The sequence below is a fragment of the Corallococcus sp. AB030 genome (genome assembly GCF_003668965.1).
Classification (GTDB): Bacteria; Myxococcota; Myxococcia; order Myxococcales; family Myxococcaceae; genus Corallococcus; species Corallococcus exiguus.
This window is the reverse complement of the sequence record NZ_RAWQ01000155.1, coordinates 1-26993: the sequence shown is the minus strand read 5'-3', so window position 1 is coordinate 26993 and position 26993 is coordinate 1. Positions and strand designations below refer to the sequence as shown.

Genomic DNA, 26993 nt, shown 5'->3' with positions numbered 1-26993 from the left:
CGCCGCCCCCTTCGCGACGACCCCTCCTCTGGCCTCACCCCCCGACGCGAGCCGGTGCAGCGACTGCTGCGCGCCGTCGATGGCCCCAAGGCGGTTCGCGAGCAGTCCCTGCACCGGAAGATCACCACCGGCTACATCCTGCTGGGCCTGCTGCTGGGCACCTGGCTGCTCTGCACGGAGAGCCTCTTCGACGCGTCCTGGGGCCGCTGGAGCTTCATCATCCGGGTGGGCGTGGGCGTGCTCATCACCTTTGGCGGCGCCGCGGTCCTGCCGTCGCTGCTGGCGCGCGTCACCCGCGTGAAGGTGCTCAGCCGCTCCGCCTTCGAGATTTCGCAGGGCGATTTGTCCAAGCCCGTGGCCGCGGAGGTGCACAGCACCCGCGACGAAATCGACGAGCTGACGGGCGCCATCTCCCGCATGCAGGAGAACCTGCGCGAGCTGGTGGGCAAGATCCAGGACACCGCCAAGAGCGTGGCGGACACCGCCATCGACCTTCAGCGCAGCGCGGAGAACGTCAACGGGTCCACGGAGGAAGTGGGCTCGTCGATGGAGAAGATCGCCAGCGGCGCGGAGACCCAGTCTCAGCTGGTGTCGCAGGCCTCCAAGGTCATCACGGAGATGGCCGGCAGCATCCAGCGCACGGCGGCCAGCGCCCTGGACGCGGCCCGCACGTCCGCGGAGACCAGCAGCAGCGCGGAGGACGGCTCCAAGGCGGCGCGGCTCGCGGGCGACAAGGTGAAGAAGGTCTTCAACCGCATCGAGTCCGCCAGCCAGCAGGTGTTCGCCTTCGGCGAGAAGACGCAGGAGATTTCGAAGATCGTCGACGCCATCACCCAGGTGGCGCAGCAGACGAACCTCCTGGCCCTCAACGCCACCATCGAAGCGGCGCGCGCGGGCGAGTACGGCCGCGGCTTCGCGGTGGTGGCGGATGAAGTGCGCAAGCTGGCGGAGAGCGCCGGCCGCTCCGCGGAGCAGATTTCCCGCCTGGCGCGCGACATCTCCGGCCAGTCCACCTCCGTCGTCAGCGCCATGAAGGAAGGCATCGCGGAGCTGGCCGAGGGCCGTGAGGATCTCACCGACATCATGCGCTCCATGGGGGCCATCACCGACACCGCCCGCAAGGGCGCGGAGAAGGTGACGCTCATCTCCGACAGCACCCGCGACCAGATGAAGGGCAGCGAGGAGATGGTGAAGGCCATCGAGGAGATCAAGCTCGTGGCGAAGAACAACGCCAGCTCCACGGAGGCCATCCAGGCCGTCATCCAGGAGCAGACGGCCGCGGTGTCGCGGATGACGTCGCTGGCGAGCGAGCTGACCAACCTCTCCGTGGAGCTGCAGAGCGTGGTGCGCAGCTTCCGCCTGGGGCCCTGAGCGCCCCGTCCCCCGCCTGTCGCCGCCTTACGGCACAAGGGCCTTCACCGTGCGGCACGTCATCTTCCGGGTCGAGAAGGAACGCTACGGGTTGCCCTTGTCGGCCGTCCGGGAGGTCGTGGTCCCCCCGGAGCGCTACACACGTGTACCGCGGGCCCCGGCCGCCATCACCGGGGTGATGAACCTGCGCGGCCGGGTGGTGACGGTGGTGGAGCTCCGCCAGCTGCTCCACCTGCCAGAAGGTCCCACGCCCCTGTGCCGTGTCGTGCTACTGGACCGGGGTCGCAGGGACTTGGGCCTCCTTGTGACGGACGTGGACGGCATCGAAGCGGTGGAGCGCGTCAGCGCCGCGCCGGGCAAGGCCATGCCCGCGGTTCGCGGCGTTGCCCGCCTGGGCGGTCTGGGAGTGACCGTGCTGGATCCGGAAGGACTTGATGCGGCGGTCGTTGCCTTGTTCACTCCCTCCAAGTGAGTAGCCCCCCGGAAACGGCCGGTGATAGGGTGCGCTCCCTCTAGGCCTGAAACGGAGGCGGAGTTCTTCACATGGCTAAGCGGGTGCTGGTCGTCGACGACGCCATCTTCATGCGCAACATGATCAAGGACATCTTTGCGTCTGGAGGGTTCGAGGTCGTCGGTGAGGCGGCCAACGGCCTGGAGGCCGTGGAGAAGTTCAAGGAGTTGAAGCCGGACCTCACGACGATGGACATCGTGATGCCCTTCAAGAGCGGCATTGAAGCCACGCGGGAAATCATCAAGGCCGACAGCAGCGCGGTCGTCATCATGTGCTCGGCGCTCGGACAGGAGAGCCTGGTGATGGAGGCCATCGAGGCGGGTGCCTCGGACTTCATCGTCAAGCCGTTCCGGGCGGAGGACGTGCTGGCGGTCGTGAAGAAGGTGCTGGGCGAGGCCTGAATCGGCGCGCAAGGGACCGCTCCCGCCCGGGTCGCGGCCCCTTCCGCCTGTGAAGGAGGTGCCGGGTCATGACGATGGACATGTCCCGGTATCTGGGCCTCTTCATCTCGGAGGCCACCGAGCACCTGGAGGCGCTCGGACGGGACCTCGTGGAGCTGGAGCGCGAGGCCACCGCCAGCACCGTGGACTCGATGTTCCGGCACGCCCACTCGGTGAAGGGCATGGCGTCGTCCATGGGCTTCGAGCCCATCGCGATGCTGGCGCACCGGGTGGAAGACCTGGTGGACGCGGTGCGGCAGGACCGCAAGCTCCTGGACCGGGACCTGGTGGACCTGCTGTTGAGCGCCACGGACACGCTGACGGCCCAGGTGCGCGCCGTCTCGTCCAACCGCGAACCGGAGCAGGCCGAGGGCTTGCTCAATCAGTTGAGCGCCCGCGTGCAGTCGCTCACCGGCCACGCCCCCGCCGCGACCCGCGTGGCCCATGTCACCGCCCTCAAGCCCGCGACCCCGTCCGGAGGAGATGACGGGGAGGGCTCGGGAGGGGGCGAGGGCCCTTCGGGTGCCTCGGGTTCAGGGACGCCGGGTGGCTCCGCCGGGCCCGCGTCGGGTTCGGGGACTCCGGGCAGCGCGGCCGGTGCCTCGGGAGCCTCTGGCGCCGAGGCTTCGGGCTCGGGAACCTCCGCGTCGAGCGGGGCCGGGCCTTCGACTCCGGGAACCTCCGGTTCGGGAACGTCCAGCGGTGACGCGGCCTCTGGGACAGCCAGTCCGGGCGTTTCCAGCGCGGCGCCGCCCTCCGCCCTGGCGGTGATGCCGCCGGCCACGCTCATGCCGCCTCGCGACCTGAGCGGCCCGGAGGCCCTCTACGGTGCCCCGGCCGCGCGGTCCCTGGCGGTGTTGCCGGAGAACGACCTTTCCACCTCCGTGGTGGCGCTGGCCTCGGGGCTCAAGGCCGCCGCCAGCGGCGTGGACGGCAAGGCCGGCGCGCCCCGCTGGTCGGTGCGCCTGCGCATCTCCCCCACCTGTCAGGTGCCCGGCGTGCGCGCGTTCCTCGTGCACAAGCGGCTGTCCTCCCTGGGCACGCTGGTGGACCTGCGCCCCCCTCTGGAGGAGCTCAAGGCCGGCCGCATCCCGGACGGCTACATCCAGGTGGACGTGGAGACCGGCGTGGGCGACGCCGGCATCCAGGCGGCCCTGCGCAACGTGGCGGAGGTGGAGGTCGTCTCCGTCGCTCCGGCCGTCCCGGAGCCGCCCGTGCTCCCCGTGGCCGCGCCCGCGTCGGACCCGGCGCGCGCCACCGCGGACGCGGGCTCTCGCACGGTGCGCGTGCGCACGGAGCTGCTCGACTACTTCCTCGACACGGTGGGTGAGCTGATGCTCGCCACCGCGCGCCTGCGCGAAGTGGGCAAGGTGCTGCCGGAGAACACGCGCCCCGCGCTGGAGGAGGGCGTCTACCGGCTGCACACGCTGGTGAAGGACCTGCACGACAAGGTCATGAGCGCGCGCATGACGCCGCTGTCGCTCATCACCGACCGGCTGCCCCGCGCCGCGCGCGACCTGGCCCGCCGCAAGGAGCGCGAGGTGGAGCTGGTCATCACCGGCGCTGAAATCGAGCTCGACCGCGCCATCCTCGACGAGCTGGCCGACCCGCTGCTGCACCTCTTGCGCAACTGCATCGACCACGGCCTGGAGTCCCCGGAGGAGCGGGCGGCCGCGAAGAAGTCCGCGCGGGGCCGCGTCACCGTCACCGTGCGCCGTGCGCGCGACCGCGTCATCATCGACATCGAGGACGACGGCCGGGGCATGGACCCCGCGAAGCTCAAGGCCTCCGCGCTCAAGCGCGGGCTCATCACCGAGGACGCCGCCCATCGCATGGCGGACCGCGACGCGTTCCTCCTGTCGTGCCTGCCGGGCGTCTCCACCGCCAAGGACATCACCGACATCTCCGGCCGCGGCGTGGGCATGGACGCGGTGAAGCGCGTGGTGGAGAGCGTGGGCGGCACGCTCGAAATCGACAGCGAGCGCGGCCGGGGCACGACCTTCACGCTGCGCCTGCCGCTCACCGTCGCCGTGGTGCACCTGCTCCTCGTCGAAGTGGGGGAGGAGGTGTTCGGCCTGCCCATCGCCAAGGTGGTGGGCGCCACGGAGGCGGACCCGGAGTCCCTGAGCCGCAGCCGTGAGACGGCGCTCCTGCCTCACGGCAATGGTCTGCTGCCGGTGCACGCCCTGGAGACGCTCCTGGGTGTGCCCGCGTCCCCCATGCCCGGCTACCGGCCCTTCGTGGTGATGGAAGGAGACGCCGGCACCGGCAAGGTGGCGCTGGCGGTGGATCGCCTCCTGGGGCAGGAGGAAGTCGTGCTCAAACCCTTGTCCCGTCCCCTGGACTTGCTGCCGGGACTGTCCGGCGTGACCATCCTGGGCAGCGGTCGTCCCGTGTTCATCCTGGACGTCCCGAGGTTACTGACCGCGTGAGCCCCCCCCTGCCCAGTGACGCGCAGCTCGACGCCCTGCGCGAGGTGGCCAACATCGGCTGTGGACACGGCGCCAACGCCCTGGCCCGGCTGGTGGGTGGCCGCGTGGACCTGTCCATCCCCGAGGTGCGCGTCACGGACGCCACCCAGGGCCCCGCGCTCTTCGCGGACGACGCCCCCGCCGTCGCCGTGCGCCTGGGCATGACGGGAGAGCTGCGTGGCTCGCTGGTGCTGGCGCTGCCGTCCGTGGACGCGGAGGCGCTGGAGTCCGCGCTGGTGCGAGGCCACCCCGCGTCCCCCGAGGAGCGCGAGAGCGCCCTGGCCGAGGCTGCGAACATCCTCGCCAGCGCGTGCCTGTCCGCCATCGGGCGGCTGACGGGCTGGCGGCTGTTGCCCTCCGTGCCCCAGCTCCAGCGCGGGCCGGTGCGGCCGGTGCTGGCGGGCGTGCTGGGCGACGTGGAGCCGGGGCCGGGCGTGGTGCTGGCGGCGCGCTTCTCGGCTTCGGGGCCCACGCCGCTGGGCGGACAGATGCTGCTGGTGCTGGAGCGCGGGAGCGCCCAGGCGCTGCTGTCCCGGCTGGGCCTCTAGGTCCGCCTGGAGGCGCGGGGGCGGCTGGGGTAGACCGCTCGCCCATGGACGAGAAGGCGCTCAGGGCCCTGCTGGGCCAGGTGAAGACGGGCAAGGTCACCCTGGACGACGCGGTGGGCAAGCTGAAGGACCTGCCGTACGCGGAGCTGGGCTACGCGACGGTGGATACGCACCGCAACCTGCGGTTCGGCTTCCCGGAGGTGGTGCTGGGCGAGCCCAAGACGGTGGAGCAGGTGCTGGGCATCGTCGGCGCGCTGGTGGAGCGCAAGCAGACGGTGCTGGTGACGCGGCTGCAGCCGGACAAGGCGGAGGCCCTGGTGGCGCGCTTCCCCAAGGGCCAGTACCACCCGGTGGCGCGCATCTTCCACCTGCCCCAGCGCAAGGTGAAGGCGGGCCGCGTCGCGGTGGTCACGGGCGGCACCAGCGACATCCCCGTGGCGGAGGAGGCCGCGCTCACGGCGGAGGCCATGGGAGCGGAAGTGCGGCGCGTCTACGACGTGGGCGTGGCGGGCATCCACCGGCTCCTGCGCCGGCGTGAGGAGATTCAAGAGTGCCACGTCGCCGTGGCGGTGGCGGGCATGGAGGGGGCGCTGGCGAGCGCGCTGGGTGGACTCGTGGGCATCCCGGTGGTGGCGGTGCCCACGTCGGTGGGCTACGGCGCGAACCTCGGGGGCATCTCCGCGCTGCTCTCGATGGTGAACTCGTGCGCCTCCAACGTGGCCACGATGAACATCGACAACGGGTTTGGCGGCGGCTTCTACGCGGCGCTCATCTCCCGCACCAAGGGACGGAGCTGACAGGCCATGCGGCGCATCCTCTACCTGGAGCCCGTGGGCGGCATCGCCGGGGACATGTTCCTGGCGGCGGGCATCGACCTGGGCGTGTCGCCGGACGCGATTGCGCAGGCGCTCTCCGGCCTCAACGTGCCGGGCTGGAAGCTGGCGGTGTCGCGCGCGGTGCGCCACGCCATCAGCGGCACGCACCTGGACGTGGTGCTGGACGCGAAGGAAGCGCACCCGCACCGCGCCTACGCGGACATCCGCCAGCTGATTGAAGCCGCGCCCACGCTGCCGGAGCGCGCGAAGGCTCGAGCCCTGGCGGTGTTCCGCGCCATCGGAGAGGCCGAGGCGAAGGTGCACGGCGTGTCCATCGACGCCATCCACTTCCATGAAGTGGGCGCGGTGGACTCCATCGTGGACATCTGCGGCGCCGCCGTGGTGCTGGAGCTGCTGGGCGACCCGGAGGTGCACGCCGCGCCGCCGCCGCTGGGCAGCGGCACCATCCGGGTGGCGCACGGCCAGATGCCCATCCCCGTGCCCGCGACGCTGGAGCTGCTGCGCGACGTGCCCGTGCGCTTCGAGGGCGTGGGCGAGCTGACGACGCCCACGGGCGCCGCGCTGCTCAAGGTGCTGACGAAGATTGGCCACCCGCCGGACTTCATCGTGGAGAAGGTGGGCTACGGCGTGGGGACGAAGGACTTCCGCGACCGGCCCAACGTGCTGCGCGCGTCGTTGGGCCGCGTGGAGACGCAGGCCACCGAAGGGCTGTGGGTGGTGGAGGCGAACCTGGATGACGCCACGCCGCAGCTCTTGGCGCACCTGGTGGAGCGGCTGCTGGAGGTGGGCGCGAAGGACGCGTGGGTGGCCCCGGTGGTGATGAAGAAGGGCCGGCCGGCGCACCTGTTGGGCGCGCTGGTGGAGGGCGGCCTGCGCGAGGCGGTGGTGGACGTGCTGTTGCGTGAGTCCACGTCGCTGGGCGTGCGCTACCACCGGGTGGAGCGCCACGCGCTGGAGCGCGACTTCGTGGAGGTGGACACGCCCTGGGGCAAGGTCCGCGTGAAGCGCGGCCTGCGGGACGGCCGGGTGCTCAACGCGCACCCGGAGTTCGACGACTGCGTCCGGCTGGCCCGGGCCGCGGGCGTGCCGGTGAAGCAGGTGATGGCCGCCGCGATGGCGGCCCTCACGCCCTGAGGCTCGGGACGCTGACTAAGCCGGCTGCGCCAGGGTGATGACGCCGAAGGCCGCGCCGCCGGGGTCGGTGACGACGGCGATGCGGCCGTAGGGTGAGTCGAACGGCGGCATGATGACCTTGCCGCCCTTGGCGGTGACGGTGGCCGCGGCCTCGTCGGTGTTGGCCACGGAGAAGGTGACCATCCAGTGGGGCGGCACCTCGGCGGGCGTCTTGTCGTCGAGCTGCATCACGCCGGCCGTCTCACGGCCGTCCTTCTTCACGACCCAGTACTGCATCCGCTCATCCGGCATCTTGTCCGCCGTCATGCCGAAGAGGTCCTTGTAGAAGGCCACGGCCTTCGCGCCATCGCGCGTCTTGGCCTCGTGCCAGGTCATGGCGCCGGGCTCGTTCACCAGGCCCGCGCCGTTGAACAGGTTCGGCTGCCAGAAGCCGAAGGCCGCGCCGGTGTTGTCCGTACAGAAGGCCATGCGCCCCGCCTGCATGACGTCCATGGGCTCCATCATCACCTTGCCGCCCAGCTCCTTCAGGCGGGCGACGGAGCGGTCCACGCTCTCCACGGCGAAGTAGGTGTTCCATGCCGGCGGAAACGGCGCGTCCTTGGGGCGCGGCATCATCGCCGCCACGTGCTGGCCGTTCTTGCGGGCCATCGTGTAGTAGCCGTTGTCCTTGGACGTGGGGTCGAACGTCCAGCCGAACAGCGCCCCGTAGAAGTCCCGGGCCTTCTCCAGGTCCCAGGCCGCCAGGTCCACCCAGGACACCGTCCCCGCAGCGTGCTTCGTCATCGCAGGCATCGTCGCTCCCCTCGCTGTGCGCCCGGAGAAACCCGGGCTACCTGCAAGGTAACAGCGGATCAGAAGAGGACTGAAAGGATTTTCAGTGTCGCCTTGCGTCAACGGCGGGGCTGACGCGCGAGCCCCTGCGCGAACGCATCCGTGTTGCTCCCCACCACGCACACCGGCAGGTCCTCCACGAGGCCACAGTTGGCGCCCGCGTCGAGGAAGGGCTGCACGTGCGGCGGCAGGACGACGTACGCGGTGCTCGCGTCCAGGCCACCCGTAGGCAGCTGCGCGCGGCACTCCGCCGCCAGTGCCTCCGGCGTGCGCGACGCGTAGCCGCTGTTGAACGTCAGCTTCAGCCGGTACGCCTGATACGCCAGCGCGTTCACCAGCGGTTCGTCATAGCGGCACACCCACTGCACCTGCGGCGGGAAGAGGGCCAGGTGTTGGTAGGGGCCCTTCAGCGCGTCCCACTCCGCGGACTTCAGGCGATGGAAGCGCACGGGCTTGAAGAGGGCGCTCTTGTCCTCGCGCACGTCGTACGCCTGGAGCGCCAGCGCCACCGTCAGCGCGGCCACGGTCACGGCGGGCACGCCGCGCCACAGGCGCGCCACCAGCAGCACCGCGCCGACGACGAGCAGGTAGTGCAGCGGCCAGACAAAGCGGCCGGAGGCGCGGAACGCGTTCGTCGCCTTCACCAGCGGCGCGTACAGCGAGCCCAGGTCCGCCACCGGCTGGCCCAGCCACGTCACGCGCGACGACAGCGCGTAGACGGCCATGAGCAGCACCACCACCGCCGCGGGCAGCACCCGGCGCCAGTCCAGCGTGCGCGCCTCCCGCCTGCGCACGAACAGGCTCACGCAAGCCACGACGCCGAGCAGCAGCGCCCCCGCGCCCAGGTAGCCGAAGCCCTCGCCCTGCCGGGGCGCGGCGGGCAGGTCCGGCAGCAAGCGGCCCCAACCCATGGGGTTCACCAGCGTGGCCAGGTCCGCGGAGAACTCTCCGAAGCCCTCCGCGCCCAGCCCGCCGCCGCCGAAGTAGCCGAAGAGGGCGAACAGCCCCACGTCCAGCGCCGCGATGCCCGCGCACAGGGCCGCGACGCGCGCGGGGCCGAGTTTCCGGCTCCAGACGAGCCGCACCCCGAGCGACAGCGTCAGCGGCATCAGCATGCCCACCCAGTACGGGTGGGTGCCTGACGCGATGGCGTTGAAGAGGGCCGCGAGGCCCAGGCTCCGCGTCGCGGTGCGCGCGTCCGGGATGTCCCGCAGGTTGAGCCACAGCAGGGCCAGCAGCAGCCAGTGCGCGCACAGCGTGGGGTGGCCGAAGCGCGCCGCCATCACCGGCGACAGCGCCAGCAGCGTGCCGCCCAGCACCATGGGCACCGGGCGCGGGGACACCGTCTCCACCAGCCGCGCGCCGAAGTACCCCATCAGCGCGTAGCACAGGGCCAGCCACGGTCCGGTGTACTGGAAGTCCACGGGCAACAGCGGCGACAGGGGCTTGAAGAGCAGCGCCAGCCACGGGTTGCCGTCCGTGAGCGCCACCGACGAGCCATACGGGTAGAAGTGGTTGGGCGCCGCGCCCAGGGGCAGCGTCCAGTCCGCGTTGCGGAAGAAGAGCCAGCCGAAGATGTGCGCGGCCCAGTCCTCGCGCATCATCCAGTCGATGCGCGTGGGCGGCAGCACCGGCCCGCCGCCCAGCCACAGGAACCAGCCCAGCCCGCCGAGCACCGCCAGCGCTCGCGCCACGACGAGGGCCCGGTGGGACGTGGAAGAAGAGGGCGGGGGACTCAGGGAGGGTACGGACTCGCTCAAGGCGCGGCGACTGTAGGCGCCCGCTTCCGTGCCCCGCAACCGCCTGCTTCCCTGGCGGGTCTCAACGGGGGCAGTAGCGCGCGTAGCGCAGGCCGCGCGTCGTCTCCAGCGCGCCGCCGTCTGGCGGGTAGTGGTAGTGCACGTAGGAGAAGCCCACCTGGAGCCGGTCCTGGGCGTCCAGCTGCACCGCGGAGGAAGCAGGGAACGCATTCCCGCCGTCCAGCGTCTCCACGGTGAGCGGCAGCGTTCCGCCGGCGGCTCTCGTGCCGTCCAGCACCTTCACGACCAACTGGCTGGTGCTCCCGCTGGAGTCCGCGTTCGCGTCCGCATCATCCAGAAGGGCATGGCGGAGGGTCGGGTAGGCGGTGCTTCGCGACAGCGCGGGACCCCGGCTCAGGAAGGCCCCGAGTCCGTACGACGTCCAGCCGCTGGCCTCCTTCGTCCACAGCCACGCCCCCTGGGTGCTGGAGCCCACCACGGAGGGGCGTCCATCCGAGTCCACCTCGAGCGCGATGCGGTAGCGCGGTGAACTCAAGGGAATCCGCCAGTCCAGCGGCTCGGCGAGCCACGCCCCTGACGTGTTGCTCGCGTACACGACCTGGGACTTCCCCATGTCGTCCATGCGCACGAACACGATGTGGACGTACCCGGCGGCATCCACGGCGATCCGCTCACGGTCGCCCTTGGCGCCCACCGCCTCCAGTGGCGCCATGTCCCAGCTCCCCGTGCTGGAACGGGTGCCGTGCAGATAGCCCACCTGGGGGTAGGGCCGGCCGATGAGCAGGTGGGGCGCGTCCTGGGCGTCGAGGGTGATGGCCGCCGCCCAGCCCTCTCTCAGCACCTGGGACCGCCAGACGCCGCCGGTGTCGTGTGCGTAGCCGACGTTGTTGCCCTGCTGGAACAGCACGTGGTGCGTGCCGTCCGTGGCCACGGCCATGTGCACGTCATAGGCGGTCCACACGCTCTCCACGCGCACCGGGACATCGCCCGGCCGGGTGGTGCCCACGTGGAGGCGGGAGTTCTTCGAATAGGCGTAGTGGCCCACGCCCTGCGCGTCGAAGACGAACGCGGCGATGATGATGTCGATTCCCTCGTCCAGCACCCGGGTCGTCCAGCCTGGGACGGCGCCGCACTCGCCGCCATCCGTGCCCGAGTCGGGGAGCGCGCCGCCATCGCCCCCGTCCGGGTCGTCCTCCTCCCCGGCGTCGGGGCGGGTCACCACGAGCTGCACGCAGGTGCCGGAGGCGCTCCGGGTCACCTGGCCCTGCCCGGACTTGGAGACCCCATTCGTGCAGATGGGGTCGCAGCCGGCCAGCAGCACGGTGGCCACGGCGGCGCTCGACAGCGCGGTGTGCACGAAGAATGAACGGGACACGGAAGGACCGTCAGGGCTCGAGGTTGGCGCGGTGGGCGCGGACAGCGGCGCACCCACGCACGGACACGGCCGGGCCCGACGGCCCGCGTCCGCTAGCGCCTCAGTGAGATTTCCAGGCCGTACTGCCCGTCCATGACGGTCTTGCCATTGGCGGTGACGCGATCCACGCCCACCTGGGCTGAAAGTCGCAGCGGCATTCCCGCGAACCGCCCCGTCACGCCCGCGGCCACGTGGCCGGTGAGCATCGCGGGGTCCGCCTGGCGGAAGCCCGGCGCCGTGAGGCCCAGGAGCCCCCAGCCCAGCCCCACCTCCGCGAACAGCGGCGTGTTCGCGGGACGCTCCAACCCCACCAGCCCCTCCACCGTGAAGCGGTGCAGCCGGATGCCGTCCTGGGCCGCGAGCGGCGTCACGCCATACGCCCCGCGCACGCCGTAGTAGAGCAGGTCCATGGAGGACGGCGTGCGCCACGACAGGCTGGGCCCGGCGGAGAACTTCGCCAGCCCCAACGGCGAGCGACCCGCGCCCAGGCCCAGCTCCAACCGCGACGTCCAGTCGGACGGAGACGCCACGGCCAGCGGGGAGCGCGCCCCGCCAATGACGGACGGCTGGAAGGGATTGCTGAAGTCCACCGGCACCAGCCCCACGGCGGCGACGTACTCGTCGTAGAACGACCGGTCCAGCGGAACGGCGAACAGGCCCCGGCGGAGCGCCTCCTCCGCGGGACCTCGCTCTTGCAACTCGCGCGGGCGCAACTCCGGCGTGCCCGAGGACAGCTGCGCCAGCGTGACGCGCGCCTCCGCGTTCGGCGCGCGCACCCAGTACACGTCGCGCGGCGGCAGCAGGATTTGCGTCCACTGCTGCGGCGAGCGCCGCACGTCCACCAGCCGCTGGCCGTCCGCGTCCTCCACGGAGAGGCGCGCGTACTCGAAGCCCGCGGGGAAGGTGACGCGAGGCCCTTCGGGCGCGGGGCCCACCAGCGGGCGGCGGGGCTCCGCGGTGGGCGCGAAGGCGTTGACGGACAGGCGCGCGGGCATGCCCTTCACGCCATGCAGCGAGGCGGCCACGAACGCGGCCAGCTCGCTGTACTCCACCTGTCCGTCGCCGTTGATGTCCGCGCCGCCCAGGAGGCCGGAGCGGGCCACGTGGCTGAAGACGCCCGCGCGGATGCGGGACCACTCGTGCGTCTCGCCGTCCTCGCTCTCCGCGAAGAGGGCGCCCACGTGGGGACGCGACGCCAGTTGCTCGCGCGCGAGCACTCCGCGCAGCTCCGCCAGCACCGCCGCGTCCGGCGTCCCGCCTCGGCTGCCCACCACGCCGGAGGCGCGGCACGCATCCGCGATGACGTGCACGTAGTCCGCGCCCAGCGGATCCACGACCTCCGAATAGAGGCTGCTCCGGTCCAGGCGCGCATCGGCGAGCGTGAAGTAGGCGCGGCCCGCGTCGTCCGTGTTGCCGTGGCCCACGTAGACGATGAGCACGTCCGTCTGGCGTCCCGTCGCGCGGTCCGCGAGCGTCGCCGCCTGCAGCCGCTTCACGGCCTGCTCCACCGCGGCGCGCGTGGGGACCTGCGCGGACTTCAGCACCAGGCTGCCGCCCTTGCGCGTGGGCTCGTCCGGGTCGACGAGCAGCGTGGTCTCCACGCCCAGCCGCTTGAGCGTCTCCGCCCACAGCACGCCGTCGTCATCCGCGTAGCGCAGCGGCGCGAGCGCCGGGTCGTCACTGCCGTTGTGGGCGATGACGAGCGCGCGCCGCACGGTGTCCGCGAATGCCTCCGGCGCCGCCATCAGCAGCACTGCCCCCAGGAGGACTTCCAGCTTCTTCATGGAGAATCCTTTACCCGGACCTCCTGCCTGAGCACCACCACCCCCGCTGTCGTCCCGCTGCGCAGGGCTGACAGGGTTGCGTCCGGGTGCTCTGAGAACGTGGCGGTGACCTCCGCCATATCGGAGCCCGCGGGCAGCGCGACCGTCAGCTCCAGGGGGCGCTCCTCGCCGGCCTTGCCGCTGAGCGGGAAGGGGCCGTTGACCTCTTCGTGGCCGCCGGCGCGCACGCGCACCGCGACGTGGGTGTAGGGCGGACGGGCACCCGCCGCGAAGGCCAGCGTGGCGCCCGGGGTGCACGCGGCCCCAGCGCGCAGCTCGTGCAGCGACTGGCCGGGCTTCGCGCAGAAGACGCGCAGGACGGCCTGGGCCACCGGAGCAGAGGGTGGAGCCGGGTCATGCACGGCCCCCCGGACGCTGAACTCGGGTTCGGTGGGCTCGATGGAGGCGGTGGGGCCGAAGGACGAGGGGGTCACCATCACCGCGAGGAACAGGGCCGCCAGCGTGGCGCCGAGCACCGCGAGGGTGGGCCACCGCGCGGGGGCGGCGTCCGGGGGCGAGGCGGCGTTGAGGGCGGCTTCGAGTCCCGCGGCGGTGAGGGTCTCCAGCTCCGTGGAGGTGGGGGCGTCCGTCTGGCCGGACTCGAGGACGCGGTGGGCGCGGGCCCACTTGTCGTAGCGGGCGCCGCAGCGGGCGCAGGCGTGGGCGTGACGTAGGAGCCGCGAGGATTCGGGGGCGGACAGCTCCCCCAGGGACCAGCGCGTCAGTCCCGCGTCCACATGTCGCTCGTACCACTTCATGGGAGGCTCCCGAATGGGATGGCGTACAGCAGGGCCAGGGTGGCGAGCAGGGCGCCCCATTGCAGGCGTCCCGGGACGGTGTCGCTGTCCAGCCAGCCCGAGTCCTTCAGGTGTTCGGTGAACTGCAACCGCAGGCGGCGTTCGCGCACCCGCACCTCGCCGCGGGTGAGCTTCAGCTGGTCGGCGGCGGACTCCTGGGACAGGCCGTCCATGAAGCGCAGCTGGGCCAGGGCGCGCCCTTCGGCGGGCAGGGCCTCCAGGAAGCGGCGCACGATGGAGCGGACCTCTGCGCCCAGGGCCTCTTCTTCCGGGCTCTTGCTCTCGGTGGGGGCATGGGTGAGCTCCGGAGCGTCATCCAGGGGGATGGCCTCCCGGGCCACGCGGCCGGAGGCGCGCATCAGGTCGATGGCGGTGGAGCGCGCGACGGTGAGGAGGAAGCCCAGGTAGGGGCGCACGCCGTCGTAGGCCTGGCGCATGTGGGGGCGGAAGGCCCGAACGAAGGTCTCTTGATGGGCGGCGTCCAGGTCCAGCGGCGTGAGCGCGATGGAGCGGGTGCCGGTCTCCGAGTGGACGGAGAAGCGCCGGGACAGGTAGCGCAGCACTTCGGGTGAATAGGTGCGGTAGACCTGGGTGAGCACGGCGGTGTCACCCCGGCGGAAGGCCTCCAAGACTGACCGCTCGGTTCCTGGCAGCACGCGGAATGCTCCGTCTCATGGAGGCGCCCGGCCGGGCCCCTTCTGGAAATGAGATACGAAATGACCCCGAAATCCGGGTCGTCCCCACACGCACGGCGCGCGTTTTATTGAGCCCGGGCGTTGGCCTCCGGAGCCAAAGGCCGCAGGTTCGAATCCTGCATCGCGCGCTGTCCCAAGTAGTTGATGGGACTAAGGAAAGTGGCACCCGGGAGGGGAAGTTCTCTCCCCTCCCGGGCAGCCCTTCCACCCAGTTCCCACCCAATTCTGGTGAGTCGGAGGCTGAGTCCGAGCCTCCTCGGCTGCCCCTGGTTCCGGGAACCGACGCCGTCACGGCTCTCCGGCTGCGGGTTCCGCTGGTCCCTGGCTGCGCTGTTTGTCGCGCCAGCACCCTGGGCGGTCAGCCCCCCATGGCCTGCTGGCGGCACGCGCTCGCTGTCGCGGTCGCGGAGTTGGAGGCGCTGAAGGTCACCGTCTCGACCGTGAGTCTCCCGTCCACGGGGACGGATGCCAAGGTCCGGCGCGGCACGAAGGGCGGTGGCCGATGAGCCACCCCTTCGACGTGGGCTCGTGCTCCGAGCAGGGCCGCCGGGACTACCAGCAGGACGCCGTGAGCCACACCCAGGGCCCGGCCGGGCTCGTCGCCGCCGTGGCGGACGGCCTGGGCAGCTACGAGGGCAGCGACAAGGCCGCCCAGGTCGCGGTGCGGACGGTGCTGGGGTACCCGTACCTGAGCGAGGCTGCTGCCTTTGATGGCTCGCTCAAGCGCGGTCTGGAGTCCGCCGTCGCGTACGCCCACCGCGCCGTCCAACACGAGCAGCGCGTCGGCAGGCACTCGGGGCTCACGACGCTGGCCCTGCTGGTGGTGGCGGGCGGGCGCGCTGCCGTGGCGCACGTGGGCGACAGCCGCGTGTACCGGCTGCGCGCGGGCACGCTGGAGCAACTCACCGAGGACCACCGCGACAGTCGGCACGTCCTGTCGCGGTGCCTGGGCAGCCTGCGCGGCACCGACTGCACGCCGGACGTGTTGGAGACGGACGTGCGGCCCGGGGACGTGTGGCTACTGTCCACGGACGGCGTGCACGAGTCGCTGACGCCGGAGCAGCTCGCCGCCGTGCTGACGGACGGCGCCGATGCCCAGGTGGCCGCCCAGGCCCTGGTGGAGTCCGCGCTCGCCGCCGGCAGCCGTGACAACTGCACCGCCCTGGTGGTGCACGTGCCCGGGGACGCCCCGGAGACGGTGCGAGGTTCCGCGTGAGCGCGCCCCGGACCCACTCCGCCGCCGTCGTCCGAGTGGCCCTGCGCAGCGGCACGGGACACCGCGTCTCCATCAGCGACCCTACCGGCGTCGTCGTCAGCGTCTGGGACGCGGACGCGCGGAAGGCCTGGGCGCGGGCCGATGACCTGGACCGCGCCCGCCGCGGGCGCACCGCCAACTGCCCCACCGTCGTCACCCGGAGGCCCACGCGATGAGCGCCCTCGTTCAGGTGGCCCTGGTGGGTTGCGGCAAGGCGAAGCTGAAGCACCGCGCCCCTGCGCGAGACCTCTACACGGGGAGCCTCTTCCGCGCGCACCTCGCGGAGGCGGCGGCCAACTCGTCCCACGTCTACGTGCTGTCGGCCCTCCATGGGTTGCTCCCGCTGGACGAGGAGGTGGCGCCCTACGACGTCACCCTCCGGGGGATGCCTCGCGAGGCGCGTGGCGCCTGGGGTCGGCAGGTGGTGGACGCGCTCGAGCGCCTCTACCCGGCAGGTGCCGTTGAGCTCCTCGTCTACGCGGGCCGGACGTACGCGGAGCCTCTCCAGGACGCGCTCGCCGCTGCCCCGCGTGAGGCGTGGACGCTCGTGGAGCCGCTCAAGGGCGCCACCCAGGGCGCGCGTCTGCGCATCCTCGCGGAGGCGAGCCGGATGCGCGCCGCGGCGCGGGCTCCCCTTCGGGTGCCGGCACTGGAGGTTGAACAGCCATCCGGCCGGCGCCTCTACCTTTTCGCGGTGGACGGCAAGCAGGTGCCCTCCTTCGCCACCGTCTCGCGCGTGAAGCGCACCGACGGCGTCCTGGAGGGATACCAGCGCCCCGAGGTGCGCGCCCACGTGGACGCCATCCGCGAGTACATGGAGAGCGCGGGGGCCCTGGTGCCCAACGCGGTGGTGCTCGCTTTCGACGCGCGCGTGCGCTTCGAGGCACTCCCGGGAGCGCAGGAGGGATCGCGCCACGGGCACCTCGTCATCCCGCGCGCCACCGCGCCGGACGCGCCTGACGCCCCAGGATTCATCGTGGACGGGCAGCAGCGCCTGGCCGCCGTGCGTGACGCGGCGGTGACGGCCTTCCAGCTGGCCTGCACCGGCTTCGTCGCGGAGACGGTCGGCCAGCAGGCCGAGCAGTTCATCCTGGTCAACTCCACGAAGCCCCTGCCCAAGGGGCTCATCCACGAGCTGCTGCCCAGCACGACGGCGGCGCTTCCCGTGGCGTTGGAGCGCAAGCGCCTGCCGGCGCAGCTCCTCGCCCGCCTCAACCTGGACGAGGGCAGCAGCCTGCGCGGCCTCGTCATTACCCAGACGTGCCCGCGCGCCACCGGGAGGGCCGGGGGGAAGCTCTTCTCAGCCGTCATCAAGGACACGTCCCTCCTGTGCGCGTTGGAGGACAGCCTGGAGAACGGCACCCTCTTCGACCTGGCGCGCGGGGGCGTTGGCGTGGACGCCATGGTGGCGCGCGTGTCCGCGTGGTGGGCCGCCGTCGCCAGCACCTGGCCGGACGCCTGGGCCCGGCAGCCCAAGGAGTCGCGCCTGTCGCATGGGGCGGGCGTGCGCGCCCTGTCGCTCCTCATGGACGCCGCCTGCCACTTCCTCGCGCAGGAGGGCAACGCCACGCCCACGCAGGCCGACTTCGAGCGCGAGCTCGCGCTGGTGCAGGACGCCTGCGCCTGGACGTCCGGCGCCTGGGCATTCCCCACCGGCAGCCGGCGGTGGAACGACCTGCAGAACACCCCCAAGGAGGTGGCCCTCCTCGCGCAGCACCTGGGCGCCCTCTACCGCGAGCGCCGCGCGGCGAAACCCCACCGGCGCACCCGAAAGGCTGGTGCCGCATGAGCTGCCGTCCCCCTCCCGAGAATGGCCCCTCCGGGGGCGCCCCCACGCAGCGCCAGCAGGAGGTGCTGGCCTACGTCCACGCTTACAGGGAGGCTCACGAGCGCGCGCCCACGGCGCGTGAGCTGTGCGAGCGCTTCGGCTGGACCTCGACGAACGCTGCGCACGACTACTTCGGCCGCCTGGAGCAGCTCAGGCTCCTGACGCGCGAGGCGAAGGTCGCGCGCTCGTTGCGCCTCACCCCGTCCGGCAAGAGCGTGGCGCGGGCATACCTCTCCGAGCACCCCGGGGTGCTCCATGGGTAGCCTGCTGCCCACGGCTGAGGAGCGCCGCGAGCAGGTGCGCTTGCTGGTGCGCACGTGCCCGAGGCGCGAGCGCGGCCTGCTGCGCCTGCGGCTGTACCGCGAGACGCCCACGTCGCCGGAGGACGCTGGGCACGGCGGGCTCAAGGCCCGGTGCGCGGTGTGCTGGACGTTGCGCCCGCGCCACCTGCAGCTCGGCGAGGTGAAGGAGCGCCCGGTGGCCACCTGCCGGCATCCTGCCTGCGAGCGGCTGTGGCGCACGGCGAAGAAGCGGGAGCAGCCCTTCCACGAGCGCGCGAAGGCGGTGCTGCTGGCCACCTTCGCGGCGGGCCCCGAGGTGCGCCATGCGTGACGGGCTCTTCGTTGCGCTCCACCTCGTGGCAGGCCTCGCCAACCTGGTGTCGGCCGCGTCGCTACTCCTGGGGCTTCGCTCGCTCCGCCGTCGCATGCGTCCCCCCAACACTGGCCGGCCTGTGCTGCGCGTGCTGCCCGGTGGCCTCTCCACGCAGCGCGAGGAGGCGAAGCGCCATGGCTGAGACGGCCATCGAATGGACGGACGTCGTGTGGAACCCGACGCGGGGCTGCTCCCGCGTCTCCCCAGGCTGCGGTGCCGGCACTCCCGGCGCGCGCAAGGGCGGCTGCTACGCGGAGCGCATGGCCATCCGGCTGTCGGGGCCGGGGCAGGCCTACGAGGGGCTCGTGAAGAGCACCCCTGCGGGCCCTCGGTGGACGGGCAAGGTGGTGCTCGACGCGGAGAAGCTGCTGGAGCCGCTCCACTGGCGGAAGCCCCGGCGCGTCTTCGTCAACAGCATGAGCGACCTCTTCCACGAGTCGCTCACGGTGAAGGACATCGCGAAGGTGTTCGCGGTGATGGCGCTCGCGCGGCGGCACACCTTCCAGGTGCTGACGAAGCGCGCGGAAGTCATGGCGCGCACCGTGGGCAGCGAGGACTTCCGGGGCCAGGTGCTGTCCATCGCAGCCATGGAGGCGACGCGGCGCGGGCTCAACCTGGAGCCGGACGAGCTGCGTTGGCCGCTGCCCAACGTGTGGCTGGGCGTGTCGGTGGAGGACCAGCAGCGCGCGGACGAGCGCATCCCGGAGTTGCTGCGCACTCCCTCGGCGGTGCGGTGGCTCTCGTGCGAGCCGCTGCTCGGGCCGGTGAACCTGTCGCAGTGGTTGGAGCGCATCGACCACTGCAGCTCTTGCGGCGCCGAGAACGCTCCGCAGGGGCCGGACCGCTGCCCGGAATGCGCTCACGAAGGCACCTTGGTTTCCACATGGGGAGCGAGGCAGGCAGAGAGCTACCGCTCGGGGGCGCGCTACGAGGATGGCGGCCCGGGCCCGGAGGATGACGGGCCGCAGTTGCACTGGGTCGTTGGCGGTGGCGAGTCAGGCCCAGGCGCCCGGCCCATGCACCCTGTCTGGGCGCGACGCCTGCGCGACCAGTGCGTGAGCGCGGGCGTGTGCTTCTTCTTCAAGCAGTGGGGAGCGTGGAAGCCCTACTGCACGATGACGGAGCAGGAGGCGGACGCGCTCTACGAGCCGGTGCCGGAAGGCATGCCGGAGGACAGCACGCGCCGCTGCCGCGTGCCGGAGGTGACCTTCCCCACGGAGCCGCTGCCTGTGGGCGGTGAGGTCCACACGCTCTTCGCCCTCGGGAAGAAGGCTGCTGGGCGCGTCCTCGATGGCCGCACCTGGGACGAGATGCCGGAGGTGGCCCGTGCGTGAAGGCCCCATCTCCTTCACGGTGCCGCTGGTCCGCGAAGTCATGGCAGGCCGGAAGACAGTCACGCGACGCCTCATCAAGCCCCAGCCCACCATCGACCTGATGGGGAACCTGTGCTGGAAGGCCGGTTGCTACGGGCAGACGCCCGAGGGCCGTCCTCAGGTGCGCTCCCTGGCGCTCCTGAGCCCCTACGGGAAAGCTGGGGATCGGCTCTGGGTGCGCGAGCGCGCCCGAGTGGCGCTTCACGGGCGTCCTGGCCACGTGCGTCTCTTTTACGAGGTCGACGGGGCGACGGCGATGGTGCTCTGGCCCGACCGGCTCAAGCCCGCGCACGTGGGCCGGTGCGTCCCCAACGGCGTCCACCGCGAGGGGGCGCGCATCTTCCTCGACGTGGTGAGCGTGCACGCGGAGCGCCTGCACGACATCACCGAGGAGGACGCGTGGGCCGAGGGCGTGGAGCGCCACCCGGAGGCGTGCGGCTGGCTCAACTACGAGCCCTCGCCCTCCTTCGAGGAGGTCTCGTACCACGTGACGGCGCGCGAGTCGTTCACGTCGCTCTGGCGCTCCATCAACGGCGCCGAGTCCTGGGACGCCAACCCGTGGGTGTGGCGCGTGGAGTTCCGCCGAGTGGAGGGCTCGCGATGAGCCCCCGCTACCTGGATGCCGGCGCCGAGCTGAGCGAGTGCGGCCTGTACCGGTACCGCCTCTGGCGCCGCTGGTCCGCGCAGGAGGATGCGCCGCGCGTCCTCTTCGTCATGTTGAACCCGTCCGTCGCCGACGGGCAGCAGGACGACCCGACGCTGCGCCGCTGCGTGGCCTTCGCGCAGGCCTGGGGCTACGGGGCGCTCACGCTCTGCAACCTCTTCGCCTTTCGGGCCACGGACCCGGCGGACCTGATGCCCGCGAAGGACGCGGTGGGCCCGCTCAACGACGCGGCCCTTGAGTCCGCCGCATGCGAGGCCTCTCTCGTCGTCGGGGCATGGGGCGCCCACCGCCTGGTGCCTCAGCGCGCGCCCGCAGTGCTGGCCCTGCTGCGCCGGCACCACCCGGTGCACGCGCTCGCGCTCACTGGCGCGGGCGAGCCTCGGCACCCGCTGTACCTCGCTGGGCACCTGCGGCCGCAGCTCTACCGGGAGGCGCTGACGTGAGCCCCGCGCGCCTCCTCCTGGCCGGCGCCGTCACCGGCTACCTCTTCGCCCGCGCGGAGCCGCGCGTGGGCGCCTCCTTCTTCTCGTTCCTCTCCCTGTTCGCGGCGCTCGGCGCCGTTGCTGTCGTCTGGAGCCGTCCATGAGCTGCATCCAGGAACACGAGTTCACCGTCGGATACCTCTTCTGCGGCGCGGGCGTCGGCGCGTACGGCGCGGACTGCGCCCAGGTGGAGATGGACGGCCACCGCGCCACGGTCCGCAACGTGGGTGGCATCGACTTCGAGCAGGAGCGCTGCGACACGTTCACGAAGCTGACGGGCGCGAAGTCGCTCTGCGCGGACATCGGCCGCATGCGTCCGCGCGAGCTGCGTGCCTTCTTCGGAGAGAGGGCGCCCTACTTCATGAAGTGGTCGCCCCCGTGCAAGGGCGCCTCCCGGCTCACCTCCAAGGAGCGCGCGGCGACGAAGAAGTACCAGGACATGAACCGGCTCGCGGTGAAGGCCGCGCGCAAGGTACTGGCGGCGTGGCAGGGCGATGAGCGGCCCGTCATGGTCGTCATTGAGAACGTGCCGGCATACCGGCACCGGTGCCCGGAGAACCTCGCGGAGGTGCTGCGCCTGGGCCGTCGCGCGGGCTACGAGGTGTCTGTCGTCGAGCACGACCTGGGCGAGGAGGCGGGACTGGCCCAGCGCCGCCAGCGCCTCACCATCTGCTGGCGCGACGCGAAGCGCTGCCCGGTGCCGGTGGCAATGCCCAGCAAGAAGCGCCTGCGTGGCGTGGGCGAGGTGCTCGGGCCGCTGCCCTTCCCGGATGACCCGCGCGCGGGGAAGCACCACCGCCTGCCCAAGATTGAATGGCTGAACGCAGTGCGCCTGGCGCTGGTGCCGCCGGGCGGGGACTGGCGGGACCTGCCGCCGCGCGGGGGCGTGGTGGCGTGGCTGGAGGCGCGCGGGCTGTGGCCGGCCGGCGTGGATACGGGCCCCTTCCGCGACTTGGTGGAGGAGCAGCTCGGCACGCCGGTGCGGCAGGGCCAGCGGCGGCGCGAGGTGCACCGTAGGCACCCGGTGCAGGGCTGGGCGGAGCCGGCGCCTACGGTGGCCGGGCCCGGGGGGGCAGGCCTGTGCGCCGTGGAGGACCCGCGCGGGCTGGAGTCCCTGGCCTACGGGAAGGACGGGCGCTTCACCAACCAGTACCGCGTGGGCGACTGGGACTCGGCCGCCACCTGCGTCACAGGCGTGACGTCGATGACGGCAGGCATGCCGTCGGCCGCTGACCCTCGTTCCCTGGACGCGCTCGGTCTCGGGCACGCCCCGCGGCGCGGCGCGGAAGGCGTGACGGCATGGGACGCCCCGGCGCCCACGGTGCGCGGCGTTGCCCGGCACGACAACGGCGGCGCGGCCGTGGCTGACCCGCGCGCGCTGGAGGGGGTGGCCCTCACGCATGCCCGCGGCGAGCGCTTCGCGGACCAGTACCGAGTGCAGGATTGGCTCGCTCCGGGCAAGACGGTGACGGGCGCCACCGACGTCCAGGCCGGTGCGCCTGTGGTGGCTGACGCCCGCCCACTCGACGCGCTGGCGCTGCGCGCGGACGGCCGCGCGGGGACCTGCGGCGTCATCGCGTGGGAGAAGCCCGCGCCCACCGTCATCGGCATGCCCTACGTCTCCGGCGGGAGCAGCCCGGTCTCGGTGGCGGATCCGCGCCTGGACGGCATCGCCATGGGGACGGACAACCCGCTGCGCCACCGGAACAAGTACGCGGTGACGGGGTGGGGTAGCCCGTCGGGCACGGTGACGGCCGCCTCGCGCCCGGGCAGCGGCGCCCCTTCGGTGGCGGACCAACGCGTCCTTGAGCTTGTCGGGCTGGGCCAGACGGCCACGGGCGCGGGCACCTACGCAGGCCGCCCCGGACTCTTCGGCGTCCTGAACGAGCGCGACCCAGCGCCTACTGTCTCCGGCTCCGCGACAGTGAGCAGCAGCAACACGCCGGCCGCGCTCGCGGACTCGCGCGCGGCCGTCGCGCTCGATGCGCTGGGGGTAGGGCCCACTTGCCGCAACGGCTTCTACGGCGTCCTGGAGTGGGACTCTCCGGCGCGCACCGTGACGGGCAGCCTCCAGGTGGACAACGGCTCCGCGGCCATCGCGGACCCGCGTCCCGCGCCCCGGCTCGTCATCAGCATCCACCTGGCGCTGGCGCTGCTCGCCGAGGGCTGGGAGCCGCCCAAGGGCGCGCTGGCCCCGGCCATCCTCTCCCCGCTGTCGGGCTGCTGGCACCGGCCGCTCACGACGCTCGATCTGGCCGTCCTCCAGGGCCTGCCGCCGGTGGTGGACGGGCAGCCGCTGGAGTTCGTCTCCTCCAGCGATGCTCGCGTGCGGAGCATGGTGGGCGACGGCATCCCCGCGGGCGGCGCCCTCGTCTGGCAGGAGGAGCAGCTCCTCGCCGCGCTGAAGTCGAAGCTGGGCCACGGCTGGTCGCTGGTGAGTGACTTCTGGTTCCGCCCGGGCTTCGAGGGGTACGCGGCGTGAACGCGCCCACGCCCGCCATGACGGCGCTGGAGCAGGCCCGCGCCCTCGTCACCCGCCACCGCTTCCGCTGCGCCGGGGAGGCCCTCCTGCAGGAGGCGCTCGCCCAGGTGCTGAAGGAGGCGGGGATCCCCTTCCAGCGCGAGGTGCGGCTGGGAGAGGCGGGCCGCATCGACTTCCTGCTGACGGAGGCCCGCGTGGGCCTCGAGGTGAAGGTGGACGGGGGCCTGTCCGAGGTCACCCGCCAGCTGCTGCACTACGCGGAGCGGGAGGACATCCACGCCCTCCTTCTCGTCACCACCCGCTCTCGCCACGACAGCTTGCCGGCCCTCATGCAGGGCAAGCCCGTGCGCGTCGCCGTGTTGAAGGGAGGCCTGCTGTGAAGACGTACGGGACGGTACGCCTGGAGGCGCGGAAGCTGGGCAGCCGCAGCGGTGAGCGGCCCGCGTGGGTGGTGCAGGCGGAGCCCCACGTCGCCGTGCGCCTGAAGCGCGTCTTCGACCGCATCAACAAGGGAGACGTCGGCGAAGTCCTCCTGGCCGCCACCGCGGAGACAGCGCGCGAGCTGGAGTGGTTCCTGGAGCGCTACCCCATGGAGGTGGTGGGGAAGGAGGCCCAGGCCTTCCTCCGGCGCGGTGCGCGCGAGCACGCCCGGCGTGAAGCGCAGGTGGCGGAGTTGCTGGCCGCCGAGTACCAGGCGCCCGACTTCGCGATGAATGTCCCGCCCCGCGAGTACCAGCGGAAGGCGGCGGACATGTGGCTGCGCCTGCAGCGTCTACTGCTGGCGGATGACGTGGGCCTGGGGAAGACGGCCTCCGCGCTGACGGGCTTCACTGACACGCGCACGCTGCCCGCCGTGGTGGTGACGCTGACGCACCTGCCCCGGCAGTGGCAGCGTGAGCTGGCACGCTTCCTCCCGCGTCTGCGCGTGCACGTGGCGAAGCGCGCGACGCCGGAGGACGTCACCCGCGGGCGCGGCGGGCGGAAGCTGCCCTGGCCCGACGTCCTCATTCTCAACTACCACAAGCTGTCGGGCTGGGCGGACACGCTGGCCAACGCGGGTGTGCGCTCCATCGTCTTTGACGAGTGCCAGGAGCTGCGGCGTGGACCCGAGTCGGACAAGTACCGGGCCGCCCACTACCTGGCGGAGCGCACGCCCTTCGTCATCGGCCTGTCCGCCACCCCCATCTACAACTACGGCGGGGAGATGTTTCACGTCCTCGACGCCCTCAAGCCCGGGGTGCTGGGGACGCGCGAGGAGTTCAGCCGGGAGTGGTGCACCGGCGTGGACGAGAAGCTCAACTTCAAGGACCCGCGCGCCTTCGGCACGTACCTGCGAGACGCGGGACTCATGCTGCGCCGCACGCGGCAGGACGTCGGGCGGGAGCTGCCGTCCCTCTCACGCGACGTGCACACCGTGGAGTCGGACACGCGGGTGCTCGACGAGGTGCAGGACAAGGCCGCGGAGCTCGCCCGCATCATCCTCGCTCAGGGCGGGGTGAAGCCCGAGGAGCGGCTCCACGCGTCTGGGGAGCTGTCCTGGCGCCTGCGGCAGGCCACGGGCATCGCGAAGGCGCCCTTCGTCGCGGAGTTCGTCCGCATGCTGGTGGAGAACGGCGAGCGCGTGCTGCTCTACGGCTGGCACCACGAGGTGTACAGCATCTGGCGCGAGCGGCTCGCGGAGTACTCCCCGGCCATCTTCACCGGGCAGGAGAGCCCGGCGCAGAAGGAGGATCAGGCCCAGCGCTTCAAGTCGGGCCAGACGCCCATCCTCATCATGTCGCTGCGCGCGGGCGCGGGCCTCGACGGCCTCCAGCACTGCTGCCGCACGGTGGTGTTCGGCGAGTTGGACTGGAGCCCAGGCGTGCATGAGCAGGCGTGCGGCCGTGTCCACCGTGACGGCCAGCCGGACCCTGTCATGGCCTACTTCTTGGTGTCCGACTCCGGCTCGGACCCGGTGGTGGCGGACGTCCTCGGCATCAAGCGCAACCAGATGGAGGGCATCCGCGACCCACAGGCCAGCCTCATGGAGCGGCTGGAGACGGACGAGGGCCGCGTCCGGAAGCTGGCTGAGGCCTTCCTGAAGAATCGGAGGGCAGCATGAGCTCCTGCGACGCCCCCATGCGCGTCCCCATCTTCGGCGTCACTGCGCCCCAGCCGTGGGCCTGGGCCGTCCAGGTCCGCAACGCGCCGGCGCTCAACCTGCACCGGGCCCCGCCTGCGGACGTGCTGGGCGCCTACGTCGCGGTGTGCGCGGCGGCGGAGTACGTGTCAGAGCTCAAGGGCTGGATGGCATCCTGGAACGGCCCGGGCGTCAGCGCTCCGTCTGCGGATGAGCTGCCGACGTGCGCGGTGGTTGCGGTGGCGCGCGTCGCCACGGTGTCGCTGTGGCCGGACGGCGAGCGGCAGTCACGCTGGTACGTGGGCCCGGCGGGCCTGTGGCTGGAGGACGTGGTGTCGCTGCCGGAGCCCGTCGACTGCGAGCCCGGCCCGGCGGACACGCTGTGGGAGGTGCCCGCGCAGGTGCTGGCCCGCGTGCGCCTCGCTTTCGGCGCCGTCGTCGGGGAGGACAAGGCGCGCTGGGACGCCTACGAGGCCCTCGCGGCGCGCTCCGGAGGCCGTGAGCCCGCCAGCCTCCGTGACCGCGTCCTCCGAAAGTGCAGCTGCCGGCGGGCGATGACGAAGTGCCCTACGTGCCGGGCCTGGCGCTGCACCGCATCCGGGTGCCGGCCGCACAGCTGCGCCACGGGGGTGTCCCCTTGAGCCGCTGCAACCCTCAGCTCCGGCTGCTACCCGTGACGCTGGAGCAGGCCAATGCCTTCGTGAACGAGCACCATAGGCACCATGAGCCTGTGCCGGGCTGTCGCTGGCGCCACGGGCTCTGGGACCCGTCCCGGAACCGCCTGTGCGGCGTGGCCATCGTCGGCAACCCCGTCGCGCGCGAAATCGACGAGCGCCGCATCGTCGAGGTGAACCGCTGCTGCACCGACGGCACGCCGAACGCGTGCAGTCTCCTCTACAGCGCGGCGGCGCGCGTCGCGCAGGCGCTGGGGTACTACGCCATCATCACTTACACGCTCGACGCGGAGGACGGCGCTAGCCTCCGGGCGGCTGGCTGGTGGGGCGTGCGGGAAGCAGTGCGCGAAGAGTCCTGGAACCGGCCCTCACGCCCGCGCGGCGCGCTGTCGCTCGGGCCGAAGACGCGATGGGTGCGCTTCCTCTGTGACTACCCCGAGGCCCTGCCGGAACGGGATGAAGACGTTGAGCCGGAACCGCCACTCCTCGCGCTGATGGCTGGAGGTGCTCGGTGAGCCGCTGCCGCCTGCCCGCCGTGCGCTGCGAGCATTGCGGAGCCACGAGCCAGGGCGACGCCGGCACCTATGACGGCCGGCCGTCGCCCCATGCGCCGCGCGTCGCCTCGGAGTCCGTGCGCGAGGGCCACCCGGGCCCCTGGCCCAGCTGCCGCCACGGCGTCGCAGCGCTGGCCGATTGCTCGGACCGGCCCGTCCCGCCCGCCTGCTGTCCTCAGCTCACCCTGGACCCGACACCATGAGCACCTGCCCCACGCCGCCCGCTCGCCCACGTCGCCGGCCCATCCCTCCGCCGCCTCCAGAGATCGCCGAGGGT

At 72.3% G+C, this 26993-nt stretch carries 30 protein-coding genes and 1 tRNA gene; 25 read left to right on the top strand and 6 right to left on the bottom strand.

Going from position 1 to position 26993, the window contains the following annotated elements:
• The 7 genes from D7Y15_RS30260 to larC all read left to right on the top strand — a co-directional run.
• Positions 1 to 1371, top strand: a 1371-nt coding sequence (locus tag D7Y15_RS30260; protein WP_233605137.1) for a methyl-accepting chemotaxis protein, incomplete at its 5' end; no start/stop codon positions are given.
• Positions 1372 to 1420: 49 nt separating this feature from the next.
• Positions 1421 to 1843 carry a chemotaxis protein CheW gene (locus tag D7Y15_RS30255; RefSeq protein ID WP_120578197.1) on the top strand — a complete coding sequence of 141 codons (423 nt, stop codon included), beginning with the start codon at positions 1421 to 1423 and terminating at the stop codon, positions 1841 to 1843.
• 71 nt (positions 1844 to 1914) lie between these two features.
• On the top strand, positions 1915 to 2283 hold the full coding sequence (locus D7Y15_RS30250; protein WP_014400067.1) for a response regulator: 369 nt from the start codon (positions 1915 to 1917) through the stop codon (positions 2281 to 2283).
• Positions 2284 to 2351: 68 nt separating this feature from the next.
• Entirely contained in the window at positions 2352 to 4754 is a 2403-nt protein-coding gene (locus D7Y15_RS30245; RefSeq protein WP_121754737.1) for a chemotaxis protein CheA, read from the top strand.
• Positions 4751 to 5341 (top strand): chemotaxis protein CheC, encoded by a 591-nt coding sequence (locus D7Y15_RS30240; RefSeq protein WP_121754736.1) that lies wholly within the window; start codon positions 4751 to 4753, stop codon positions 5339 to 5341. The genes D7Y15_RS30245 and D7Y15_RS30240 overlap by 4 nt, the downstream gene beginning before the upstream one ends.
• A 44-nt stretch (positions 5342 to 5385) precedes the next feature.
• On the top strand, positions 5386 to 6138 hold the full coding sequence (gene larB / locus D7Y15_RS30235) for a nickel pincer cofactor biosynthesis protein LarB (RefSeq protein ID WP_121754735.1): 753 nt from the start codon (positions 5386 to 5388) through the stop codon (positions 6136 to 6138).
• A gap of 6 nt (positions 6139 to 6144) precedes the next feature.
• Positions 6145 to 7311, top strand: coding sequence for a nickel pincer cofactor biosynthesis protein LarC (larC, locus tag D7Y15_RS30230; RefSeq protein ID WP_121754734.1), 1167 nt, complete (start codon positions 6145 to 6147; stop codon positions 7309 to 7311).
• Positions 7312 to 7326: 15 nt separating this feature from the next.
• On the opposite strand, the gene D7Y15_RS30225 is transcribed toward larC, so the two are convergent.
• The 6 genes from D7Y15_RS30225 to D7Y15_RS30200 all read right to left on the bottom strand — a co-directional run bounded on the left by D7Y15_RS30225 (position 7327) and on the right by D7Y15_RS30200 (position 14592).
• A complete protein-coding gene (locus D7Y15_RS30225) occupies positions 7327 to 8094 on the bottom strand; it encodes a VOC family protein (RefSeq protein ID WP_233605136.1) in 768 nt (255 codons plus the stop codon).
• A gap of 107 nt (positions 8095 to 8201) precedes the next feature.
• The gene (locus D7Y15_RS30220; protein ID WP_233605135.1) at positions 8202 to 9836 is read right to left on the bottom strand and encodes a DUF6311 domain-containing protein; all 1635 of its coding nucleotides are present in this window, start codon (positions 9834 to 9836) and stop codon (positions 8202 to 8204) included.
• A 127-nt stretch (positions 9837 to 9963) separates the two neighbouring features.
• A complete protein-coding gene (locus D7Y15_RS30215; RefSeq protein WP_121754732.1) occupies positions 9964 to 11277 on the bottom strand; it encodes a hypothetical protein in 1314 nt (437 codons plus the stop codon).
• Between the two features lie 92 nt (positions 11278 to 11369).
• Complete coding sequence (locus D7Y15_RS30210) at positions 11370 to 13100, bottom strand: caspase family protein (protein WP_121754731.1); 1731 nt, start codon at positions 13098 to 13100, stop codon at positions 11370 to 11372.
• Positions 13097 to 13897: a hypothetical protein gene (locus D7Y15_RS30205; protein ID WP_120578204.1), complete on the bottom strand. Its 801-nt coding sequence runs from the start codon at positions 13895 to 13897 to the stop codon at positions 13097 to 13099. The genes D7Y15_RS30210 and D7Y15_RS30205 overlap by 4 nt, the downstream gene beginning before the upstream one ends.
• Positions 13894 to 14592 carry an RNA polymerase sigma factor gene (locus D7Y15_RS30200; protein WP_121754730.1) on the bottom strand — a complete coding sequence of 233 codons (699 nt, stop codon included), beginning with the start codon at positions 14590 to 14592 and terminating at the stop codon, positions 13894 to 13896. Before D7Y15_RS30200 ends, D7Y15_RS30205 begins: the two co-directional genes overlap by 4 nt.
• Before the next feature lie 97 nt (positions 14593 to 14689).
• Here D7Y15_RS30200 and D7Y15_RS44320 point away from each other — a divergent pair.
• From D7Y15_RS44320 to D7Y15_RS44315, 18 genes are all read left to right on the top strand, one after another.
• Positions 14690 to 14759, top strand: a tRNA-Ser gene (locus D7Y15_RS44320).
• A 240-nt stretch (positions 14760 to 14999) separates the two neighbouring features.
• Positions 15000 to 15137 carry a hypothetical protein gene (locus tag D7Y15_RS44865; protein ID WP_158629139.1) on the top strand — a complete coding sequence of 46 codons (138 nt, stop codon included), beginning with the start codon at positions 15000 to 15002 and terminating at the stop codon, positions 15135 to 15137.
• Positions 15134 to 15847: a PP2C family serine/threonine-protein phosphatase gene (locus D7Y15_RS30195; RefSeq protein WP_121754729.1), complete on the top strand. Its 714-nt coding sequence runs from the start codon at positions 15134 to 15136 to the stop codon at positions 15845 to 15847. The genes D7Y15_RS44865 and D7Y15_RS30195 overlap by 4 nt, the downstream gene beginning before the upstream one ends.
• Positions 15844 to 16062 (top strand): hypothetical protein, encoded by a 219-nt coding sequence (locus tag D7Y15_RS30190; protein WP_121754728.1) that lies wholly within the window; start codon positions 15844 to 15846, stop codon positions 16060 to 16062. The genes D7Y15_RS30195 and D7Y15_RS30190 overlap by 4 nt, the downstream gene beginning before the upstream one ends.
• Entirely contained in the window at positions 16059 to 17675 is a 1617-nt protein-coding gene (gene dbpB / locus D7Y15_RS30185) for a DGQHR domain-containing protein DpdB (protein ID WP_233605134.1), read from the top strand. Before D7Y15_RS30190 ends, dbpB begins: the two co-directional genes overlap by 4 nt.
• On the top strand, positions 17672 to 17977 hold the full coding sequence (locus D7Y15_RS30180; protein WP_121754727.1) for a LexA family transcriptional regulator: 306 nt from the start codon (positions 17672 to 17674) through the stop codon (positions 17975 to 17977). The genes dbpB and D7Y15_RS30180 overlap by 4 nt, the downstream gene beginning before the upstream one ends.
• Complete coding sequence (locus D7Y15_RS30175; RefSeq protein ID WP_121754726.1) at positions 17970 to 18326, top strand: hypothetical protein; 357 nt, start codon at positions 17970 to 17972, stop codon at positions 18324 to 18326. The genes D7Y15_RS30180 and D7Y15_RS30175 overlap by 8 nt, the downstream gene beginning before the upstream one ends.
• Positions 18319 to 18510, top strand: a complete 192-nt coding sequence (locus tag D7Y15_RS30170) for a hypothetical protein (protein ID WP_120595860.1) — start codon at positions 18319 to 18321, stop codon at positions 18508 to 18510. Before D7Y15_RS30175 ends, D7Y15_RS30170 begins: the two co-directional genes overlap by 8 nt.
• Positions 18503 to 19702 (top strand): DUF5131 family protein, encoded by a 1200-nt coding sequence (locus D7Y15_RS30165; protein WP_121754725.1) that lies wholly within the window; start codon positions 18503 to 18505, stop codon positions 19700 to 19702. The genes D7Y15_RS30170 and D7Y15_RS30165 overlap by 8 nt, the downstream gene beginning before the upstream one ends.
• Complete coding sequence (locus D7Y15_RS30160) at positions 19695 to 20345, top strand: hypothetical protein (protein ID WP_121754724.1); 651 nt, start codon at positions 19695 to 19697, stop codon at positions 20343 to 20345. The genes D7Y15_RS30165 and D7Y15_RS30160 overlap by 8 nt, the downstream gene beginning before the upstream one ends.
• The gene (locus D7Y15_RS30155; RefSeq protein WP_121754723.1) at positions 20342 to 20848 is read left to right on the top strand and encodes a DUF1643 domain-containing protein; all 507 of its coding nucleotides are present in this window, start codon (positions 20342 to 20344) and stop codon (positions 20846 to 20848) included. Before D7Y15_RS30160 ends, D7Y15_RS30155 begins: the two co-directional genes overlap by 4 nt.
• Positions 20845 to 20991 (top strand): hypothetical protein, encoded by a 147-nt coding sequence (locus D7Y15_RS44860; RefSeq protein WP_158629138.1) that lies wholly within the window; start codon positions 20845 to 20847, stop codon positions 20989 to 20991. Before D7Y15_RS30155 ends, D7Y15_RS44860 begins: the two co-directional genes overlap by 4 nt.
• Complete coding sequence (locus tag D7Y15_RS30150; RefSeq protein WP_121754722.1) at positions 20988 to 23369, top strand: DNA cytosine methyltransferase; 2382 nt, start codon at positions 20988 to 20990, stop codon at positions 23367 to 23369. The genes D7Y15_RS44860 and D7Y15_RS30150 overlap by 4 nt, the downstream gene beginning before the upstream one ends.
• Positions 23366 to 23749 carry a hypothetical protein gene (locus tag D7Y15_RS30145; protein ID WP_121754721.1) on the top strand — a complete coding sequence of 128 codons (384 nt, stop codon included), beginning with the start codon at positions 23366 to 23368 and terminating at the stop codon, positions 23747 to 23749. The genes D7Y15_RS30150 and D7Y15_RS30145 overlap by 4 nt, the downstream gene beginning before the upstream one ends.
• Positions 23746 to 25470 carry a DEAD/DEAH box helicase gene (locus D7Y15_RS30140; RefSeq protein WP_199745997.1) on the top strand — a complete coding sequence of 575 codons (1725 nt, stop codon included), beginning with the start codon at positions 23746 to 23748 and terminating at the stop codon, positions 25468 to 25470. Before D7Y15_RS30145 ends, D7Y15_RS30140 begins: the two co-directional genes overlap by 4 nt.
• A complete protein-coding gene (locus tag D7Y15_RS30135; protein ID WP_121754720.1) occupies positions 25467 to 26129 on the top strand; it encodes a hypothetical protein in 663 nt (220 codons plus the stop codon). The genes D7Y15_RS30140 and D7Y15_RS30135 overlap by 4 nt, the downstream gene beginning before the upstream one ends.
• Positions 26126 to 26677, top strand: a complete 552-nt coding sequence (locus D7Y15_RS44855; protein ID WP_158629137.1) for an XF1762 family protein — start codon at positions 26126 to 26128, stop codon at positions 26675 to 26677. The genes D7Y15_RS30135 and D7Y15_RS44855 overlap by 4 nt, the downstream gene beginning before the upstream one ends.
• Positions 26674 to 26919 carry a hypothetical protein gene (locus tag D7Y15_RS44315; protein ID WP_148712903.1) on the top strand — a complete coding sequence of 82 codons (246 nt, stop codon included), beginning with the start codon at positions 26674 to 26676 and terminating at the stop codon, positions 26917 to 26919. The genes D7Y15_RS44855 and D7Y15_RS44315 overlap by 4 nt, the downstream gene beginning before the upstream one ends.
• Positions 26920 to 26993 lie beyond the last annotated feature (74 nt).